Here is a 16672-nt window from a genome sequence, read left to right as displayed (position 1 = left end):
CCGATTGATAAGCGTGGGTCAGGTGCGGGCCAGGCGCAGGGCGTTGACCACCACCAGCAGCGAGCTGACCGACATGCCGAAGGCAGCCCAGAGCGGAGTGATCCAACCCAGGGCGGCGAATGGCAGCACCAGACCATTGTACAGGGTCGCCCAGGCCAGATTCTCGATGATGATGCGCCGGGTCCGGCGGGCCAGGGAGAACGCCTGCACCAGGCTGTCCAGTCGATTGGACAACAGAACAGCGTCGGCGCTGGTCTTGGCCAGATCGGTGGCGCTGCCCATGGCGACACTGATGTCGGCGCCGGCCAGGACTGGCACGTCGTTGACCCCGTCCCCCAGCATCAGGACCTTCTGGCCCTCCTGGTGGAGCTGGCGGAGCACCACCAGCTTGGCGTCCGGGGTGAGGCCGCCGCGGGCGTCGTCGATGCCAAGCTGGCGGGCGATGCTGGCGACCATCGGGGAGCTGTCGCCGGAGAGCAGCAGAAGCTTCCAGCCCCGCTCGCGGCAGGCGTCGAGCAGGGCTGGGGCGTCTTCACGCAGGCGGTCATCGAGGACGAACCAGGCCAGCGGTCCCTGGTCATCGCCGAGCAGCAGCCATTGGCCCTGGTCGCCGGGAATGGCCGGCGCCGGCTGGCCACTCAGATCGGCAACGAATCCCGGCTGGCCAATGCGCAGCAGACGCTCGCCTACCCGGCCTTCCAGCCCACGACCTGGCACGTTTTCCACCTGATCGGCAGCTTGCGGGGCGCGGCCGAAGGCGCGGGCGATGGGGTGCTCGGAGCGATTCTCGAGAGCAGCCGCCAGCGCCAGGCAGGTGTCGCGGTCCAGGGTCCGCAACGGGTGGATAGCGCTCAATGTCAGGCGGCCTTCGGTGAGGGTGCCGGTCTTGTCGAAGATGACCGTATCGATCTGGTTCAGCCCCTCCAGCACATGGCCGCGGGTGAGTAGCAGGCCGAGTTTGTGCAGGCTGCCAGTTGCAGTAGTGAGGGCTGTAGGTGTTGCCAGGGCCAGGGCACAGGGACAGGTTGCGACCAGGAGGGAAAGCACGACCCAGAAGGCGCGGTCCGAGTCGATCTGCCACCAGACGATGCCGACGATGGCGGCTGCGCCGAGCACGATCAGCAGGAACCATTGGGCCACTTTGTCTGCCATTTCGGCCAGACGCGGCTTGTCGGCCTGTGCACGCTCCAGCAGGCGGACGATGGCGGAAAGGCGGGTATCGTCGCCAAGGGCCTTAACTTCAATGGTCAGCGGGCCTTCGACGTTGAGGGTGCCGGCGGTGACGGCATCGCCTTCGCCGCGGGCGTGGGGCAGGTACTCACCGGTGAGCAGCGACTCGTCGATGCTGGACTGGCCGGAAAGGATCGTCCCGTCTGCCGGCAGCAACGAGCCTGGTGGTACCAGTACGTGATCGCCGACTTTCAACTCACTGAGCAGTATGCGTTCGCTATGCCCTTTGGTGTCCAGGCGGAGGCAGGACGCCGGCAACAGATTGACCAGTTGCGCAGTGGCGGCGGCGGTGCGTTCGCGGGCGCGACGCTCCAGGTAGCGGCCCGCCAGGAGGAACAGGGCGAACATGCCCACGGCATCGAAGTACAGTTCACCTATGCCAGTGACCGTGGACCAGATTCCGGCGACGTAGGCACCACCGATGGCCAGGGAGACGGAAACGTCCATGGTCAGGTGGCGGGTGCGCAGGTCGCGCAGGGCACCCCGGAAGAACTGCCCGCAGCAGTAGAAGACGATGGGCGTAGTTAGGAACAGGCTGACCCAGCGCAGGATGGTATCCAGCTCGGGAGACAGGTCGATGTTGAACTCCGGCCAGGTGGCCATGGCGGCCATCATGACCTGCATCCAGAGCAGGCCGGCGACGCCGAGCTGGCGCATGGCGCGGCGGTTCTCGTTGGCCAGGCGCTCGGCGGCTTCATCTGCCTTGTAGGGGTGGCCGGCGTAACCGATCTTGCGCAGCTCCTTGAGCAACTGGCTCAACGGAATCTGGCTGTCGGACCAGCGCACTTGCAGGCGATGGTTGGATAGGTTGAGGCTGGCTTCGGCAACACTCGGCAGGGTCTTCAGGTGTTTCTCGATCAGCCAGCCGCAGGCGGCGCAGCTGATGCCTTCGATCAGCAAGCAGGTTTCGCTCAGTTCGCCCCGATGCTGGACAAAGGGCTGCTGGACTTCGGCGCGGTCGTAAAGCGCCAGTTCGTCGGGCAGTTCGCGGGGCAGGACATCGGGGTTGGGGGCTGTGTCGCTGCGGTGGCGGTAGTAGTTCTCCAGGCCGCCGTCGACGATGGCTTCGGCCACCGCCTGGCACCCCGGACAGCACATGGCCCGCGTCTCACCCAGCACGCGGGCCTCGAAGCGACTGCCGGCGGGAACCGGCAGGCCACAGTGGTAGCAGGAAAGCGGTGCGGTCATCGGGCGCTTATTCGCCGAGACGGATGACACTGCCCTGATTCAGGGTTTCTTCCTCGAACAGGCGCCAGTCCTGGCCCTGTTCCTGGCCGATCAGCTCGACGAACCGACGGCCGCTGACCGGATCCTGCAGGTGGCCACGGTAACGACCGTCGGCCTGGGGCTGGAGGACGACGCGACGGTCCTTCTCCGGCTGGGTGGGGGAGAGCAGGCTCAGCACCAGTTGCTGCGGGCGGCTTTCACCCACCAGTTCCAAGTCTACTTCGCCATTTGCTTCATTCACCTGCAAGCTGGCCTGCATGCCGAGCTGCTTAGCGAGATTCTCGCGCTCAAGCGAGGTGTTGATGCCCTTGCCGACTTCGTAATAGTTGTCTGCCACCAGGCTTGGCGGGTTCCTGCTGGCAATCACCAGCATGGTGGTGCCCAGCACCACGGAGGTGCCGAGGATGCCGAGGATGAACCAGGGCCAGGGTTGCTTGTACCAGCGGCTGGGGGTTTCGGACTGCATGGGTCTTCCGTTTGCTAGCGGACGCTGGGGCCGATGAAGCGGCTGTCGGCGTCGGTCTTGATACTCGGGTCATCCGCGCTGTGGACGCGGAAGAGGATCTTGTTGGTGCTGGACGGAAGCTGGTCGGGCTCGATAGACAGTTCCACCGGTACCGAGAGCACTTCGCCAGCGTCGGCGCGTACTTCGCGCTTGCCTTCGTAGACCAGGCCGTCGAGGCCTTCGGCGTCGATGACGAAGGTCTGGTCCGCCTGGGACTTGTTCATGATCTTCAGGGTGTAGACGTTCTCGATCCGGCCCTGCTCGTTTTCACGGAACAGCACGCGGTCCTTGATCACGTCCAGTTCCACCAGGGAACGGATGGCCACGGCATAAGCGAAGAGGCCGATCATGGCGACGAGGGCGATAGCGTAACCGATCAGGCGCGGGCGCATCAGGTGAGTCGTCTGACCGTTGAGGTTGTGCTCGGTGGTGTAGCTGATCAGGCCTTTCGGGTAGTTCATCTTCTCCATGATGCTGTCGCAGGCGTCGATGCAGGCGGCGCAACCGATGCATTCGATCTGCAGGCCGTCACGGATGTCGATGCCGGTGGGGCAGACCTGGACGCACATGGTGCAGTCGATGCAGTCGCCGAGGCCCTGGGCCTTGTAGTCGATGCCTTTCTTGCGCGGACCACGGGATTCGCCGCGGCGCGGGTCGTAGGAGACGATCAGGGTGTCCTTGTCGAACATCACGCTCTGGAAGCGGGCGTAGGGGCACATGTAGATGCACACCTGCTCGCGCAGCCAGCCGGCGTTGCCGTAGGTCGCCAGGGTGAAGAACCCGACCCAGAAGTAGGCCCAGCCACTGGCGTTGCCGGTGAAGAATTCGATGACCAGTTCGCGGATGGGGGTGAAGTAGCCGACGAAGGTCATGCCGGTAGCGAAGCCGATCAGCAGCCAGAGGCTGTGCTTGGCGGACTTGCGCAGGAGTTTTTGGCCGCTCATGGGGGCTTTGTCGAGTTTCATGCGCTGGTTGCGGTCACCCTCGGTGACCTTTTCGCACCACATGAAGATCCACGTCCAAACGCTCTGCGGGCAGGTGTAGCCGCACCAGACACGTCCAGCGAATACGGTAATGAAGAACAGGCCGAAGGCGCAGATGATCAGCAGCCAGGAGAGGAGGACGAAATCCTGCGGCCAGAAGGTGGCGCCGAAGATGTAGAACTTGCGCTCGGGGAGGTTCCACCAGACAGCCTGGCGATCATTCCAGTTGAGCCAGACGGTGCCGAAATAGAGCAGGAAGAGGAAGGCGCCGCCGGTCATCCGCAGGTTGCGGAAGATTCCGGTGAAGGCTCGGGTGTAGATCTTTTCGCGGCTGGCGTACAGGTCGGTGGATTCACCGCCCTTGGCAGGGGAAGGGGTGACGTTCTTGACGGGAATCTGTTCGCTCATCGTTCTCATACCACGGCGGTTTCAGGTGCTCTGACCAGTGCATCGCCGGTCCGAGTCTCTCTAGTCCGCTATATATGGTACGCCTGATAGCGGCCTGCCATGTGCGACAGTGCGTCGCGCATGGCAGGCGAGGGTATTACTTGGCTTCAGCTTCTGCAGCAGGTTTCTGCGACAGGCTGTAAACATAGGCAGCCAGCAGGTGCACCTTGTCGTTGCCGAGGACTTGCTCCTGGGCAGGCATGGTGCCTTGGCGACCGTAGCGGATGGTCTGTTGCAGCTGGGCGTAGCTGCTGCCGTAGATGAAGGAGTTCGGGTGGGTCAGGTTCGGTGCGCCCATGGCCGGGGTGCCCTTGGCCTCCGCACCGTGGCAAGCCACGCAGTTGGCAGCGAAGATGGCCTTGCCAGCTTCCGGATCGGCCTTCACGTCCTTCGGCAGCTCGCGACCGTGCAGGGTCACGCGCAGGAAGGCGGCAACGTCGCGTACGCCCTGGTCGCCGATGACTTCGCCCCAGGCCGGCATCACGCCGTGACGGCCACCCAGGATGGTGGTCTTGATGGTGGCGGCTTCGCCACCCCAGCGCCAGTCGTGGTCGGTCAGGTTCGGGAAACCGTAGGCGCCCTTGGCGTCGGAGCCGTGGCACACGGAGCAGTAGGACGCGAACATGCGGCCGCCCATTTTCAGGGCTTTCGGGTCCTGGGCCACTTCTTCGATCGGCATGGCAGCGTACTTGGCGAAGATCGGACCGTATTCCTTATCGGCCTTGTCCATCTCCTTTTCCCACTGGTGCACGCCGGTCCAGCCGCTCTGGCCGTTAGCGAACGGCTTGCCTTCGGTCACTTCGCCGTAGCCGGGGAAAATGCCCTTCCAGTTGCCCATGCCCGGGTACATGACCAGGTAACCGACGGCGAAGATCAGGGTGCCGACGAACAGCATGAACCACCACTTGGGCAGCGGATTGTCATATTCCTCGATGCCGTCGAAAGCATGGCCGACGGTTTCTTCGGTGCTTTCCTGACGCTGGCCCTTGCGGGTGGCGAAGATCAGCCAGGTCAGCGCCACCAGCGTAGCGCTGGTGAGCAGGGTTACGTACCAACTCCAGAACGAAGTCATTCTTTGTTACTCCTAGAAGCTTGCTCGTCGCGCTCGGAGGATTTGGGCGGCTCATCCGCGAAGGGCAGGTTGGCCGCTTCGTCGAAGCTGCTTTTGCGCTTGCTGCTATAGGCCCAGAGCACGACGCCGATGAAAGCGACGAAAACGATGAAGGTGCCTATGCCGCGGAGAGTCCCGATGTCCATCTTGCGTTACCGTTTGTTCTTGATAGCGGTGCCCAGACCTTGCAGGTATGCCACGACGGCATCCATCTCGGTCTTGCCTTTGACTGCTGCCTTGGCGCCGGCGATGTCTTCGTCGGTGTAGGGCACGCCCAGCTTGCGCAGAGCTTCCATCTTGTCGCCGGTGTGCTTGCCGTCGAGCTTGTTCTCAACCAGCCACGGATAAGCCGGCATCTTCGACTCCGGCACTACGTTGCGCGGGTTGTACAGGTGCGCACGGTGCCAGTCGTCGGAGTAGCGGCCGCCAACGCGGGCCAGGTCCGGGCCGGTACGCTTGGAGCCCCACAGGAAGGGGTGGTCCCAGACGCTTTCGCCGGCGACGGAGTAGTGGCCGTAACGCTCGGTTTCGGCACGGAACGGACGGACCATCTGCGAGTGGCAGCCGACGCAGCCTTCGCGGATGTAGATGTCACGGCCTTCGAGTTCCAGCGCGGTGCGCGGCTTCATGCCTTCGACCGGAGTGTTAGTCACGTCCTGGAAGAACAGCGGCACGATCTGCACCAGGCCACCGATGCTCACGGCGATCACCATGAACAGGGCCAGCAGGCCGATGTTCTTCTCGACTAATTCGTGTTGCTTCATTAGTGAGCTCCTTGCGGGATCTGCGCAGCGGCGTCGTATTCAGCCGGCTTGGCAGCACGTACGGTGCGGTAGGTGTTGTAGGCCATCAGCAGCATGCCGGTCACGAAGAAGGCGCCGCCGATCATGCGCACCAGGTAGCCCGGGTGGCTGGCTTCCAGGGCTTCCACGAAGGAGTAGGTGAGGGTGCCGTCTTCGTTGACTGCGCGCCACATCAGGCCCTGGGTGATGCCGTTGACCCACATGGAGGCGATGTACAGCACGGTACCGATGGTGGCCAGCCAGAAGTGTGCGTTGATCAGGCCGACACTGTGCATCTGCTCGCGAGCGAACACCTTCGGAATCAGGTGGTACAGGGAACCGATGGAGATCATCGCTACCCAGCCGAGAGCGCCGGCGTGTACGTGGCCGATGGTCCAGTCGGTGTAGTGGGACAGCGCGTTGACGGTCTTGATGGCCATCATCGGGCCTTCGAAGGTGGACATGCCGTAGAAGGCCAGTGACACCACCAGGAAGCGCAGGATGGGGTCGGAACGCAGCTTATGCCAGGCGCCGGACAGGCTCATCATGCCGTTGATCATGCCACCCCAGCTCGGAGCCAGCAGAATCAGGGACATGGCCATGCCGAGGGACTGGGCCCAGTCGGGCAGGGCGGTGTAGTGCAGGTGGTGCGGACCGGCCCAGATGTAAAGGGTGATCAGCGCCCAGAAGTGCACGATGGACAGGCGATAGGAGTAGATCGGACGCTCGGCCTGCTTCGGAACGAAGTAGTACATCATCCCCAGGAAACCGGTGGTCAGGAAGAAGCCCACGGCATTGTGGCCGTACCACCACTGGATCATGGCGTCGGTTGCGCCGGCGTACATGGAGTACGACTTGAAGGCGTAAACCGGCATTTCCATGCTGTTGACGATGTGCAGCATGGCGGTTACCAGGATGAAGGCGCCAAAGAACCAGTTGCCCACATAGATGTGCTTGGTCTTGCGCTTCATGATGGTGCCGAAGAAGACGACAGCGTAGGTGATCCAGACGATACCCAGGAGGATGTCGATCGGCCACTCGAGCTCAGCGTATTCCTTGGAGGAGGTGTAACCCAGCGGCAGGGTGATGACTGCCAGCACGATTACGGCTTGCCAACCCCAGAAGGTGAAGGCGGCCAGACTGTCGGATACCAGGCGAGCCTGGCAGGTGCGCTGCACCACGTAGTAGGAGGTGGCGAACAGTGCGCATCCGCCGAAGGCGAAGATCACCGCGTTGGTATGCAGGGGGCGCAGGCGGCCGAACGAGGTCCAAGGCAGGTTCAGGTTGAGTTCCGGCCACACGAGTTGTGCGGCGATGAACACGCCTAGACCCATCCCTATGACCCCCCAGATCACCGTCATAATGGCGAACTGGCGGACCACCTTATAGTTATAAGCAGTCTGACTGATTGCTGTGCTCATGCTAGGGGTTCCACGGTTAATGGAGTTTTTTGGGGACAAAAAATCGGCGGCAAGTATGGAGAAAGAGGGTAGCCAATGCAACGACACAAGCCGACACAATCCAGGCTGGGAGGCCCACTGGACAAGGATTTGCGGCTGTGCTGGCGGCTCTCTTCGGTGTGCCGTCGAAGCCTGATGTGTCGCGTGACTGGAAGGATCGCCTTGGAGTTGTGACAAGTGGCGACTGGAAAGCAGCTTAGCCCATGTCAAAGCGAGGAGGGTGCAACTGGTCGGAGAGGTGCGACACTGAGTCGCACTATATAAGAGGAGGGGTGGACACTTCCCTGTGTCCTAGGCACCCGGCTCAGGGTGCCATTTTGCGCGGCTTGCAGTTCGGCTCGAGAGCCTGGCTGCCAGGTTGGAGCTGCGCTTCCCTGCGCCGCTCCGACTTTGTGGTTATTTGATGGCCAGCTCCTGATCCTTGCGGGAGAGGTTGTAGATGTACGCAGCCAGGACATGGACCTTGTCCTGACCCAGGTATTCCTGCTGGGCTGGCATTTGGCCGTTGCGGCCGTGGCGGATGGTCTGTTGCAGCTGGGCAAGGCTGGAGCCGTAGATCCAACCTGCTGGATGGGTCAGGTCCGGTGCACCCATGATGGCCGTGCCCTTGCCTTCGGTACCGTGGCAGGCAACGCAGGTAGTGGCGAACAGCGACTTGCCAGCTTCCACATCCGCCTTGGCGTCTTCCGGCAGCTTCAGGCCGGCCAGATCCTGGCGCACGTAGGCGGCGACGTTCTTCACACCTTCATCACCCAGTACTTCACCCCAGGCAGGCATGGCGGCCATCCGGCCGTGAAGGATGGTGGTCTTGATAGTTTCCGGCTCTCCGCCCCAGCGCCAGTTGCTGTCGGTGAGGTTGGGGAAGCCCAAGGCACCTTTGGCGTCCGAGCCATGGCAGATGGAGCAGTAAGTGGCGAACAGGCGGCCACCCATTTTCATGGCCTGCGGATCCTTGGCCACCTCTTCGATGGACATGGCAGAGTAGCGGGCGAAGATCGGGCCGTATTGTTGCTCTGCCTTGCTGACTTCGCGCTGCCACTGGGATTCTTGGGTCCAGCCGTCGGCATAGCCGGGGAAGAGGCCTTTCCAATTGCCGAGGCCAGGATAGAGCACCAGATAACCCGCAGCGAAGATCAGGGTGCCGATGAACAGCCAGAACCACCATTTGGGCAGCGGGTTGTCATATTCCTCGATGCCGTCGAAGGCGTGGCCCATGGTCTGGTCGGTAGTGCCTTTCGACTCGCCACTGCGGGTGGCGAAGATCAGCCAGGTTAGTGCCAGCAGGGTGAAGATGGTGAGCAGGGATATGTACCAGCTCCAGAATGTGGTCATGCGCGGTTGCTCCTAGATTTGTTCCGGTCGTCATCGGCGAAGGGCAGATTTGCCGCTTCGTCGAAGTCCGCCTTGCGCTTGCCGCTGTAGGCCCAGCAGATCACTCCGAGGGTGGCGATCAGCACCAGCAGGGTGCCGAGGCCACGCAGGGTTCCGATGTCCATGGCCCTACCTCTTGTTCTTCAGACTGGTGCCCAGCACCTGCAGGTAGGCGACCACGGCATCCATCTCGGTCTTGCCTTTCACTGCTGCTTGGGCGCCGGCGATGTCTTCGTCGGTGTAGGGCACGCCGAGGGTCTGCATGGCGCGGATCTTTGCGGCGGTGTCCTTGCCGTCCAGGGTGTTTTCCACCAGCCAGGGGTAGGCGGGCATCTTCGACTCGGGTACTACGTTGCGCGGGTTGTACAGGTGCGCACGGTGCCAGTCGTCGGAGTAGCGGCCGCCAACGCGGGCCAGGTCCGGGCCGGTACGCTTGGAGCCCCACAGGAAGGGGTGGTCCCAGACGCTTTCGCCGGCGACGGAGTAGTGGCCGTAACGCTCGGTTTCGGCACGGAACGGACGAATCATCTGCGAGTGGCAGCCGACGCAGCCTTCGCGGATATAGATGTCGCGACCTTCCAGTTGCAGGGCGGTATAGGGCTTCATGCCTTCGACCGGAGTGTTAGTCACGTCCTGGAAGAACAGCGGCACGATCTGCACCAGGCCACCGATGCTGACGGCAAGGATCATGAACAACGCCAGGAGACCGACGTTCTTCTCGAGTTTCTCGTGCTGTTTCATCAGTGGGCTCCTTGCGGGATCTGCGCGGCGGCGTCGTATTCAGCAGGCTTGGAAGCCTTGGCGGTGCGCCAGGTGTTCCAGGCCATCAGCAGCATGCCGCTGAAGAAGATGGCGCCGCCGATGACGCGCACCACGAAGCCGGGATGGCTGGCTTCCAGGGCTTCCACGAAGGAGTAGGTGAGGGTGCCGTCTTCGTTGACTGCGCGCCACATCAGGCCCTGGGTGATGCCGTTGACCCACATGGAGGCGATGTACAGCACCGTGCCGATGGTGGCCAGCCAGAAGTGGGCGTTGATCAGGCCGACGCTGTGCATCTGCTCGCGCCCGAACACCTTCGGGATCAGGTGGTACAGGGAGCCGATGGACACCATGGCGACCCAGCCGAGGGCGCCGGCGTGTACGTGGCCGATGGTCCAGTCGGTGTAGTGGGAGAGGGCGTTGACGGTCTTGATGGCCATCATCGGGCCTTCGAAGGTGGACATGCCGTAGAAGGCCAGGGACACCACCAGGAAGCGCAGGATGGGGTCGGAACGCAACTTGTGCCAGGCTCCGGAGAGGGTCATCATGCCGTTGATCATGCCGCCCCAGCTCGGAGCCAGCAGCACCAGGGACATCACCATGCCGAGGGACTGGGCCCAGTCGGGCAGGGCGGTGTAGTGCAGGTGGTGCGGGCCGGCCCAGATGTACACCGCGATCAGTGCCCAGAAGTGCACGATGGACAGGCGATAGGAGTACACCGGGCGCTCGGCCTGCTTCGGAACGAAGTAGTACATCATTCCCAGGAAGCCCGCGGTGAGGAAGAAGCCCACGGCGTTGTGGCCGTACCACCACTGGATCATGGCATCGGTGGCACCGGAATAGAGGGAGTAGGACTTGGTCAGGGTGACCGGGATCTCCAGGTTGTTCACCAGGTGCAGGATCGCCACGGTCAGGATGAAACCGCCGAAGAACCAGTTGCCCACGTAGATGTGCTTGGTCTTGCGCTTGACCACTGTCCCGAAGAAGACGATGGCGTAGCTGACCCAGACAATGGTGATCAGGATGTCGATCGGCCACTCCAGCTCGGCGTATTCTTTCGAGCTGGTCCAGCCCATCGGAAGGCTGATGGCAGCCAGCACGATGACCAGTTGCCAGCCCCAGAAGGTGAAGGCTGCGAGCTTGTCGGAAATCAGGCGGGTCTGGCAGGTGCGCTGCACTGCGTAGTAACTGGTGGCGAACAGTGCGCATCCGCCGAAGGCGAAGATCACCGCGTTAGTGTGCAGCGGGCGAAGTCGGCCGAAGCTCGTCCAGGGAAGGTTGAAGTTGAGTTCCGGCCAGGCCAGTTGTGCGGCAATGAGAACGCCGAGCCCCATCCCGACGATTCCCCACACCACCGTCATGATGGCGAACTGGCGGACCACCTTGTAGTTATAGGCGGTACTGCTTGCTGTGCTCATGTTATGGGCTTCCGTCCACGGTTTTTGGATTGCGCGGCAAGCATGGTGAAAGCCCATTTGGCGGCTATTGATCTGGATCAACCGCCTACTATCGATGGAGAAGTCTGAATGCTCCTGTGGAACAGGCCTGTAGGCCCGGTTTCGTACACCCTCATCCTCGCCCATGGCGCGGGTGCGCCGATGGATAGCCCGTTCATGCACGACATCGCGCAAAGGCTTGCCGCGCGTGGCATTGCGGTGGTTCGCTTCGAATTCCCTTACATGGCCGCCCTGCGGGGGGATGGGCGTCGCCGTCCACCGAATCCCCAGGCCCAGTTGCTGGGCTGCTGGCGGGAGGTGCATGCCCTGGTGCGACAGCAGGTCACAGGGCCTTTGGCCATCGGCGGCAAGTCCATGGGCGGGCGCATGGCCAGCCTGCTGGCCGATGAGCTGGGCGCTGATGCGCTGGTCTGCCTGGGATACCCGTTCCACGCCGTGGGCAAGGCGGACAAACCCCGGGTCGCTCACCTGGCGGACCTGAAGACACCGACCCTGATCGTCCAGGGCGAGCGCGATCCCATGGGGGACCGCCTCACTGTGGCGGGCTACAGCCTGTCGGATGCCATTCGCGTGCAATGGCTGGTGGCGGGGGATCACGACCTGAAGCCGCTAAAGGCCTCGGGCTTCAGTCACGAACAGCACCTGGAAGCCGCCGCAGGATCGGTGGAGGCGTTCCTGGCCGCTCCGGGCGGTACCCCGAAATGAAAGAGGGCGCCTTTTGGCGCCCTCTCCGTGTCCTCAGCGGTTGAACCTGTCCACCAGGGAGTATTGCCCCTGGGCGGTGTGGGTGAGCTCTTCGCTGAGCAGCGCCGTGCGCTGGGCCTCGCCGGACGTCTGGTCAGCCAGGTGGGCGATGCTGCTGATGCTCTGGTTTATCTGCTCGGCGACCGCGCTCTGCTCTTCGGTGGCAGCGGCGATCTGGTCGGCCATGTCGGCGATGTTCGCGACCGCCTCGCTGATGCCCACCAGCGCCTGGTCGGCCTGGCGTACGCGCTCGACGCCTTCGTCCGCCTGGCGACGACCATGCTCCATGGTGTGCACGGCTTCCTCGGCGGTCTTTTGCAGTTGGGCGATCAACTGATGGATCTGCCCGGTGGATTCGGCCGTGCGCTGGGCGAGCTGGCGCACCTCGTCGGCGACCACGGCGAAGCCGCGACCCATTTCACCGGCACGGGCGGCCTCGATGGCGGCATTGAGCGCCAGCAGATTGGTCTGGTCGGCGATGCCTTTGATGACGTCCACCACGCCACCAATCTCGTTGCTGTCCTGGGCCAGACGCGTGACGGTTTCGCCGGTCTCACCCACGGACTGCGAAAGGCGCTGGATGGCTTCGCGGGTTTCGGCGGCGATGTTGCGGCCCTGGCTGGTCAGGCGGTTGGCTTCCTGGGTGGCATCGGCGGTGCGCTGCACATTGTTGGCCACTTCCTGGGTGGTGGCAGCCATCTGGTTAACCGCGGCGGCCACCTGCTCGGTTTCCACGCGCTGGCGCTCCAGGCCGTCGGAGCTGTTATGGGCCAGCACATCGGCCTGGCGTGCCTGCTGGGTAAGGTGCTCAGCGGTGTCCTGGAGGCGGGTCAGGCAGGTCTTCAATCGCGCTTCCTGGCTGAGCATGGCCATTTCCAGACGCGCCTGCACACCACGGCTGTCGGTGTACATCTGTGCGATCAGCGGGTCGGAGGTGGTCTGCTCGGCCAGTCGCAGCAGGCGCTTGATGCCGCGGTTCTGCCAAGCCAGGCCGATCAGTCCGAGCGGCACGGAAAGCAGGGCGGCAAGGAGGAAGCCCCAGTGGGAGTTCAGCCAGGCGCCGATGAGGAAACCGATCTGGCTGATGAGAATGAACGGCAGCCAGTCCTGCAACACCGGCAGCCACTTGTCGCGGCTGGGGATGGCGGCCTTGCCGGCATTGATGCGCTGGTAGAGGGCCTCGGCGCGGCGGATCTGCTCGGCGGTCGGCTTGACGCGCACCGACTCGTAGCCGGTGACCTGGCTGCCTTCGAAGATGGGCGTGACGTAGGCATTCACCCAGTAGTGGTCGCCGTTCTTGCAGCGGTTCTTCACTACGCCCATCCACGGACGTCCCTTCTTCAGGGTCGACCACATGTGGGCGAACACCGCGGGTGGCACGTCGGGGTGGCGGACCAGATTGTGTGGCGAACGAACCAGCTCGTCGCGGCTGTAGCCGCTGATGTCGATGAAGGCTTCGTTGGTGTAGGTGATGACGCCTTTGCTGTCCGTGGTAGAAATCAGGCGTTGCTCGGCGGGGAAGCTACGCTCCCGCTGGGTGACAGGTTGGTTGTTTCTCATTGGTATCCATCCGCAAGGCTTACAGCATCTATCGGCATCCAGGCGCCAAGGTTAAGCCTTTTTTTGGGGCGCCAGTGTACTCGGATTTCAGCCTTGTCTGATCGATGGTCTGCAGTGGAGTGGTTCGATTACCGCCCCGGTCCCGTGCGCGAGGGGGGCGACGGCCTGCAAGGCCCGAAGCTTCAAGGCGTTTCGGGACATTGCAGGCACGACGTGTGCCTGGCGCGTTTCAGCCAGCCAGCAGCTGCCGCAGTACGTAGTGGAGGATGCCGCCGGCCTTGAAGTACTCGACCTCGTTCAGGGTGTCGATTCGGCACAGCAGCTCGGCCTTGTCTTTCGAGCCATCCTCTCGGGTGATTTCCAGGCTCAGGGCCATCTGCGGACGCAGGCTGGCATCATCCAGGCCGAGGATGCCCAGGGTTTCCCGTCCGCTCAGGTTGAGGCTCTTGCGGTCCTGGCCGTCCTTGAACTGCAGCGGCAGTACGCCCATGCCGACCAGATTGGAGCGGTGGATGCGCTCGAAACTTTCGGCGATCACCGCCTTGACCCCCAGCAGGTTGGTGCCCTTGGCCGCCCAGTCGCGGGACGAGCCCGTGCCGTATTCCTTGCCCGCGATCACTACCAGCGGGGTGCCCTCGGCCTGGTAGCGCATGGCGGCATCGTAGATGGCCAGCTTCTCGCCGCTGGGCACATGCAGCGTATTGCCGCCTTCCTCGCCGCCGAGCATTTCGTTGCGGATGCGGATGTTGGCGAAGGTGCCGCGCATCATCACTTGATGGTTGCCCCGCCGCGAGCCATAGGAGTTGAAGTCCGCCGGGGCCACGCCGTGTTCGCGCAGGTAGCGCCCGGCCGGGCTGTCGGCCTTGATGTTGCCGGCAGGGGAGATGTGGTCGGTGGTCACAGAATCGCCCAGCAGGGCCAGGATACGTGCCTGGCGCACGTCCTCGACCTTGGGCGGTGCGCCGGTGATGTCGGCGAAGAAGGGGGGATGCTGGATGTAGGTGGAGTCCGCCTGCCACTCGTAGGTGTCGGATTCGGGGACCTTGATCGCGCGCCATTTCTCGTCGCCGGCGAAGACTTCGGCGTATTCCTTGCGGAACATGGCGGTGTCCACCTTCTGGATGGCCGCTGCGATTTCCTGCTGGCTCGGCCAGATGTCCTTGAGATAGACCGGCTGGCCATCCTTGCCCTGGCCCAGGGGCTGGCTACCGAGCTCCAGGCGCACGCTGCCGGCCAGGGCGTAAGCCACCACCAGGGGCGGGGACGCTAGCCAGTTGGCCTTGACCAGCGGGTGTACCCGGCCTTCGAAGTTGCGGTTGCCGGAGAGCACTGAGGCCACCGTCAGGTCCGCTTGCTGGATGGCTTTCTCGATGGGCTCGAGCAGGGGGCCGGAATTACCGATGCAGGTGGTGCAGCCGTAGCCCACCAGGTTGAAGCCGAGCTGGTCCAGATAGGGCGTCAGACCCGCCGCACGGAAGTACTCGGTCACCACCTTGGAGCCGGGAGCGAGGGAGGACTTCACCCAGGGTTTGCGGGTCAGGCCCTTCTCCACCGCCTTCTTCGCCAGCAGGCCGGCGGCCATCATCACGCTGGGGTTCGAGGTGTTTGTGCAGGAGGTGATCGCGGCGATGACCACTGCTCCGTCATCGAGAGAGAAACTTTCGCCATCGTCCAGCTTCACAGCGGCACTGCTGGCGCCGGTCGCGCCAGCGGATTTGAGCTGCAGGCTCAGCAGGTCGTCGAAGGCCTTGGGCACCTGGGGCAGCGGCACGCGGTCCTGTGGGCGGCGGGGGCCGGCCAGGCTGGCTTCGACGCTGCCGAGGTCCAAGGATAGGGTGTCGGTGAATACCGGCTCATGGCCAGGTTCGCGCCACAGGCCCTGGGCCTTGCTATAGGCCTCCACCAGTTGCACGGTTTCGTCGGGGCGGCCGGAAAGGCGCAGGTAGCCCAGGGTGATGTCGTCCACCGGGAAGAAGCCGCAGGTAGCGCCGTATTCCGGTGCCATGTTGGCGATGGTGGCGCGGTCGGCCAGCGGCAGGTCGGCCAGGCCGTCACCGTAGAATTCGACGAATTTCCCCACCACGCCTTTCTTGCGCAGCATCTGGGTGACGGTCAGCACCAGGTCGGTGGCGGTAATGCCTTCGCGCAATTTCCCGGTGAGCTTGAAGCCGATGACCTCGGGAATCAGCATCGATACCGGCTGGCCGAGCATGGCGGCCTCCGCTTCGATACCGCCCACGCCCCAGCCGAGTACGCCAAGGCCGTTGATCATGGTGGTGTGGGAGTCGGTGCCCACCAGGGTATCGGGGAAGGCGTAGGTCAGGCCGTCTTCCTCACGGGTCCAGACGGTGCGCCCCAGGTACTCCAGGTTGACCTGGTGACAGATACCGGTGCCCGGTGGTACCACGCTGAAGTTGTCGAACGCCCGCTGGCCCCAGCGCAGGAAGGCGTAGCGCTCGCCATTGCGTTGCATCTCGATTTCGACGTTCTGTTCGAAGGCGGATTGGGAGGCGAAGCGATCCACCATCACCGAGTGGTCGATCACCAGGTCCACCGGCGACAGCGGGTTGATCCGTTGCGGGTCGCCGCCGGCCGCCGCGACGGCAGCGCGCATGGCGGCCAGGTCGACCACTGCCGGCACACCGGTGAAGTCCTGCATCAGCACACGGGCGGGCCGGTACTGGATTTCGCGATCCGACCCGCGTGGGCCGAGCCAGTCAGCCAAGGCCTTGAGGTCGGCGGCGCTGACGGTTTCGTCGTCCTCCCAGCGCAGCAGGTTTTCCAGCAGCACTTTCATCGACATGGGCAGTTTGTCGATGTTGCCGAGCCGCTTGGCGGCTTCGGGCAGACTGAAGTAGTGGTAGGTCTTGCCGGCGACTTCGAGGCTGCGTCGGCAGTTCAGGCTATCCAGGGAAGGCATCGGGATTTCTCCTTGAGGCCCACACGGCATGGGCCGGCTGCTCGTACGGAAACTGAAAAGCTAGCTCTGGATGGAAGGTCTCGCCATTTCAACCGACCGGCAGGGTGGCGCCGGGT

Annotated in this window: 14 protein-coding genes; 1 reads left to right on the top strand and 13 read right to left on the bottom strand. The window is 63.4% G+C overall.

Features of this window, described 5'->3' with window-relative positions; all coding sequences use genetic code 11:
• Positions 1 to 18: 18 nt before the first annotated feature.
• The 11 genes from FXN65_RS18780 to ccoN (FXN65_RS18730) form a co-directional block, all read right to left on the bottom strand.
• Entirely contained in the window at positions 19 to 2418 is a 2400-nt protein-coding gene (locus FXN65_RS18780; RefSeq protein ID WP_151135205.1) for a heavy metal translocating P-type ATPase, read from the bottom strand.
• A 7-nt stretch (positions 2419 to 2425) separates the two neighbouring features.
• Positions 2426 to 2923, bottom strand: coding sequence for a FixH family protein (locus FXN65_RS18775; protein ID WP_151135203.1), 498 nt, complete (start codon positions 2921 to 2923; stop codon positions 2426 to 2428).
• A 14-nt stretch (positions 2924 to 2937) separates the two neighbouring features.
• Positions 2938 to 4353: a cytochrome c oxidase accessory protein CcoG gene (gene ccoG / locus FXN65_RS18770; protein WP_151135201.1), complete on the bottom strand. Its 1416-nt coding sequence runs from the start codon at positions 4351 to 4353 to the stop codon at positions 2938 to 2940.
• 136 nt (positions 4354 to 4489) lie between these two features.
• Positions 4490 to 5464 (bottom strand): cytochrome-c oxidase, cbb3-type subunit III, encoded by a 975-nt coding sequence (gene ccoP / locus FXN65_RS18765; RefSeq protein WP_151135199.1) that lies wholly within the window; start codon positions 5462 to 5464, stop codon positions 4490 to 4492.
• Complete coding sequence (locus FXN65_RS18760) at positions 5461 to 5649, bottom strand: cbb3-type cytochrome oxidase subunit 3 (RefSeq protein WP_151135197.1); 189 nt, start codon at positions 5647 to 5649, stop codon at positions 5461 to 5463. Before FXN65_RS18760 ends, ccoP (FXN65_RS18765) begins: the two co-directional genes overlap by 4 nt.
• 6 nt (positions 5650 to 5655) lie before the next feature.
• On the bottom strand, positions 5656 to 6267 hold the full coding sequence (ccoO, locus tag FXN65_RS18755) for a cytochrome-c oxidase, cbb3-type subunit II (protein ID WP_151135195.1): 612 nt from the start codon (positions 6265 to 6267) through the stop codon (positions 5656 to 5658).
• Positions 6267 to 7706: a cytochrome-c oxidase, cbb3-type subunit I gene (gene ccoN / locus FXN65_RS18750; RefSeq protein WP_151135193.1), complete on the bottom strand. Its 1440-nt coding sequence runs from the start codon at positions 7704 to 7706 to the stop codon at positions 6267 to 6269. The genes ccoO (FXN65_RS18755) and ccoN (FXN65_RS18750) overlap by 1 nt, the downstream gene beginning before the upstream one ends.
• Before the next feature lie 435 nt (positions 7707 to 8141).
• On the bottom strand, positions 8142 to 9077 hold the full coding sequence (gene ccoP / locus FXN65_RS18745; protein ID WP_151135191.1) for a cytochrome-c oxidase, cbb3-type subunit III: 936 nt from the start codon (positions 9075 to 9077) through the stop codon (positions 8142 to 8144).
• Positions 9074 to 9241: a cbb3-type cytochrome oxidase subunit 3 gene (locus FXN65_RS18740; protein ID WP_151135190.1), complete on the bottom strand. Its 168-nt coding sequence runs from the start codon at positions 9239 to 9241 to the stop codon at positions 9074 to 9076. Before FXN65_RS18740 ends, ccoP (FXN65_RS18745) begins: the two co-directional genes overlap by 4 nt.
• Positions 9242 to 9245: 4 nt before the next feature.
• A complete protein-coding gene (ccoO, locus tag FXN65_RS18735) occupies positions 9246 to 9857 on the bottom strand; it encodes a cytochrome-c oxidase, cbb3-type subunit II (protein ID WP_151135188.1) in 612 nt (203 codons plus the stop codon).
• Positions 9857 to 11293 (bottom strand): cytochrome-c oxidase, cbb3-type subunit I, encoded by a 1437-nt coding sequence (gene ccoN / locus FXN65_RS18730; RefSeq protein ID WP_151135186.1) that lies wholly within the window; start codon positions 11291 to 11293, stop codon positions 9857 to 9859. The genes ccoO (FXN65_RS18735) and ccoN (FXN65_RS18730) overlap by 1 nt, the downstream gene beginning before the upstream one ends.
• Before the next feature lie 108 nt (positions 11294 to 11401).
• Here ccoN (FXN65_RS18730) and FXN65_RS18725 point away from each other — a divergent pair, with 108 nt between their 5' ends.
• Positions 11402 to 12037: an alpha/beta family hydrolase gene (locus tag FXN65_RS18725; RefSeq protein WP_151135184.1), complete on the top strand. Its 636-nt coding sequence runs from the start codon at positions 11402 to 11404 to the stop codon at positions 12035 to 12037.
• A 33-nt stretch (positions 12038 to 12070) separates the two neighbouring features.
• On the opposite strand, the gene FXN65_RS18720 is transcribed toward FXN65_RS18725, so the two are convergent.
• On the bottom strand, positions 12071 to 13636 hold the full coding sequence (locus FXN65_RS18720) for a methyl-accepting chemotaxis protein (RefSeq protein ID WP_151135182.1): 1566 nt from the start codon (positions 13634 to 13636) through the stop codon (positions 12071 to 12073).
• A 229-nt stretch (positions 13637 to 13865) separates the two neighbouring features.
• On the bottom strand, positions 13866 to 16556 hold the full coding sequence (gene acnA / locus FXN65_RS18715) for an aconitate hydratase AcnA (RefSeq protein WP_151135180.1): 2691 nt from the start codon (positions 16554 to 16556) through the stop codon (positions 13866 to 13868).
• Positions 16557 to 16672 lie beyond the last annotated feature (116 nt).

This window comes from Pseudomonas lalkuanensis (genome assembly GCF_008807375.1).
Lineage (GTDB): Bacteria > Pseudomonadota > Gammaproteobacteria > Pseudomonadales > Pseudomonadaceae > Metapseudomonas > Metapseudomonas lalkuanensis.
The sequence above is the reverse complement of the archived record's forward strand: the minus strand, read 5'-3'. Positions and strand labels throughout refer to the sequence as shown.

Coding starts and splice junctions, on each gene's coding strand:
- FXN65_RS18740 (WP_151135190.1), bottom strand. CDS start 9,241: ATGGACATCGGAACCCTGCGTGGCCTCGGCACCCTGCTGGTGCTGATC.
- ccoN (WP_151135193.1), bottom strand. CDS start 7,706: ATGAGCACAGCAATCAGTCAGACTGCTTATAACTATAAGGTGGTCCGC.
- ccoP (WP_151135199.1), bottom strand. CDS start 5,464: ATGACTTCGTTCTGGAGTTGGTACGTAACCCTGCTCACCAGCGCTACG.
- FXN65_RS18760 (WP_151135197.1), bottom strand. CDS start 5,649: ATGGACATCGGGACTCTCCGCGGCATAGGCACCTTCATCGTTTTCGTC.
- acnA (WP_151135180.1), bottom strand. CDS start 16,556: ATGCCTTCCCTGGATAGCCTGAACTGCCGACGCAGCCTCGAAGTCGCC.
- ccoO (WP_151135188.1), bottom strand. CDS start 9,857: ATGAAACAGCACGAGAAACTCGAGAAGAACGTCGGTCTCCTGGCGTTG.
- ccoO (WP_151135195.1), bottom strand. CDS start 6,267: ATGAAGCAACACGAATTAGTCGAGAAGAACATCGGCCTGCTGGCCCTG.
- ccoP (WP_151135191.1), bottom strand. CDS start 9,077: ATGACCACATTCTGGAGCTGGTACATATCCCTGCTCACCATCTTCACC.
- FXN65_RS18780 (WP_151135205.1), bottom strand. CDS start 2,418: ATGACCGCACCGCTTTCCTGCTACCACTGTGGCCTGCCGGTTCCCGCC.
- FXN65_RS18720 (WP_151135182.1), bottom strand. CDS start 13,636: ATGAGAAACAACCAACCTGTCACCCAGCGGGAGCGTAGCTTCCCCGCC.
- FXN65_RS18775 (WP_151135203.1), bottom strand. CDS start 2,923: ATGCAGTCCGAAACCCCCAGCCGCTGGTACAAGCAACCCTGGCCCTGG.
- ccoG (WP_151135201.1), bottom strand. CDS start 4,353: ATGAGCGAACAGATTCCCGTCAAGAACGTCACCCCTTCCCCTGCCAAG.
- FXN65_RS18725 (WP_151135184.1), top strand. CDS start 11,402: ATGCTCCTGTGGAACAGGCCTGTAGGCCCGGTTTCGTACACCCTCATC.
- ccoN (WP_151135186.1), bottom strand. CDS start 11,293: ATGAGCACAGCAAGCAGTACCGCCTATAACTACAAGGTGGTCCGCCAG.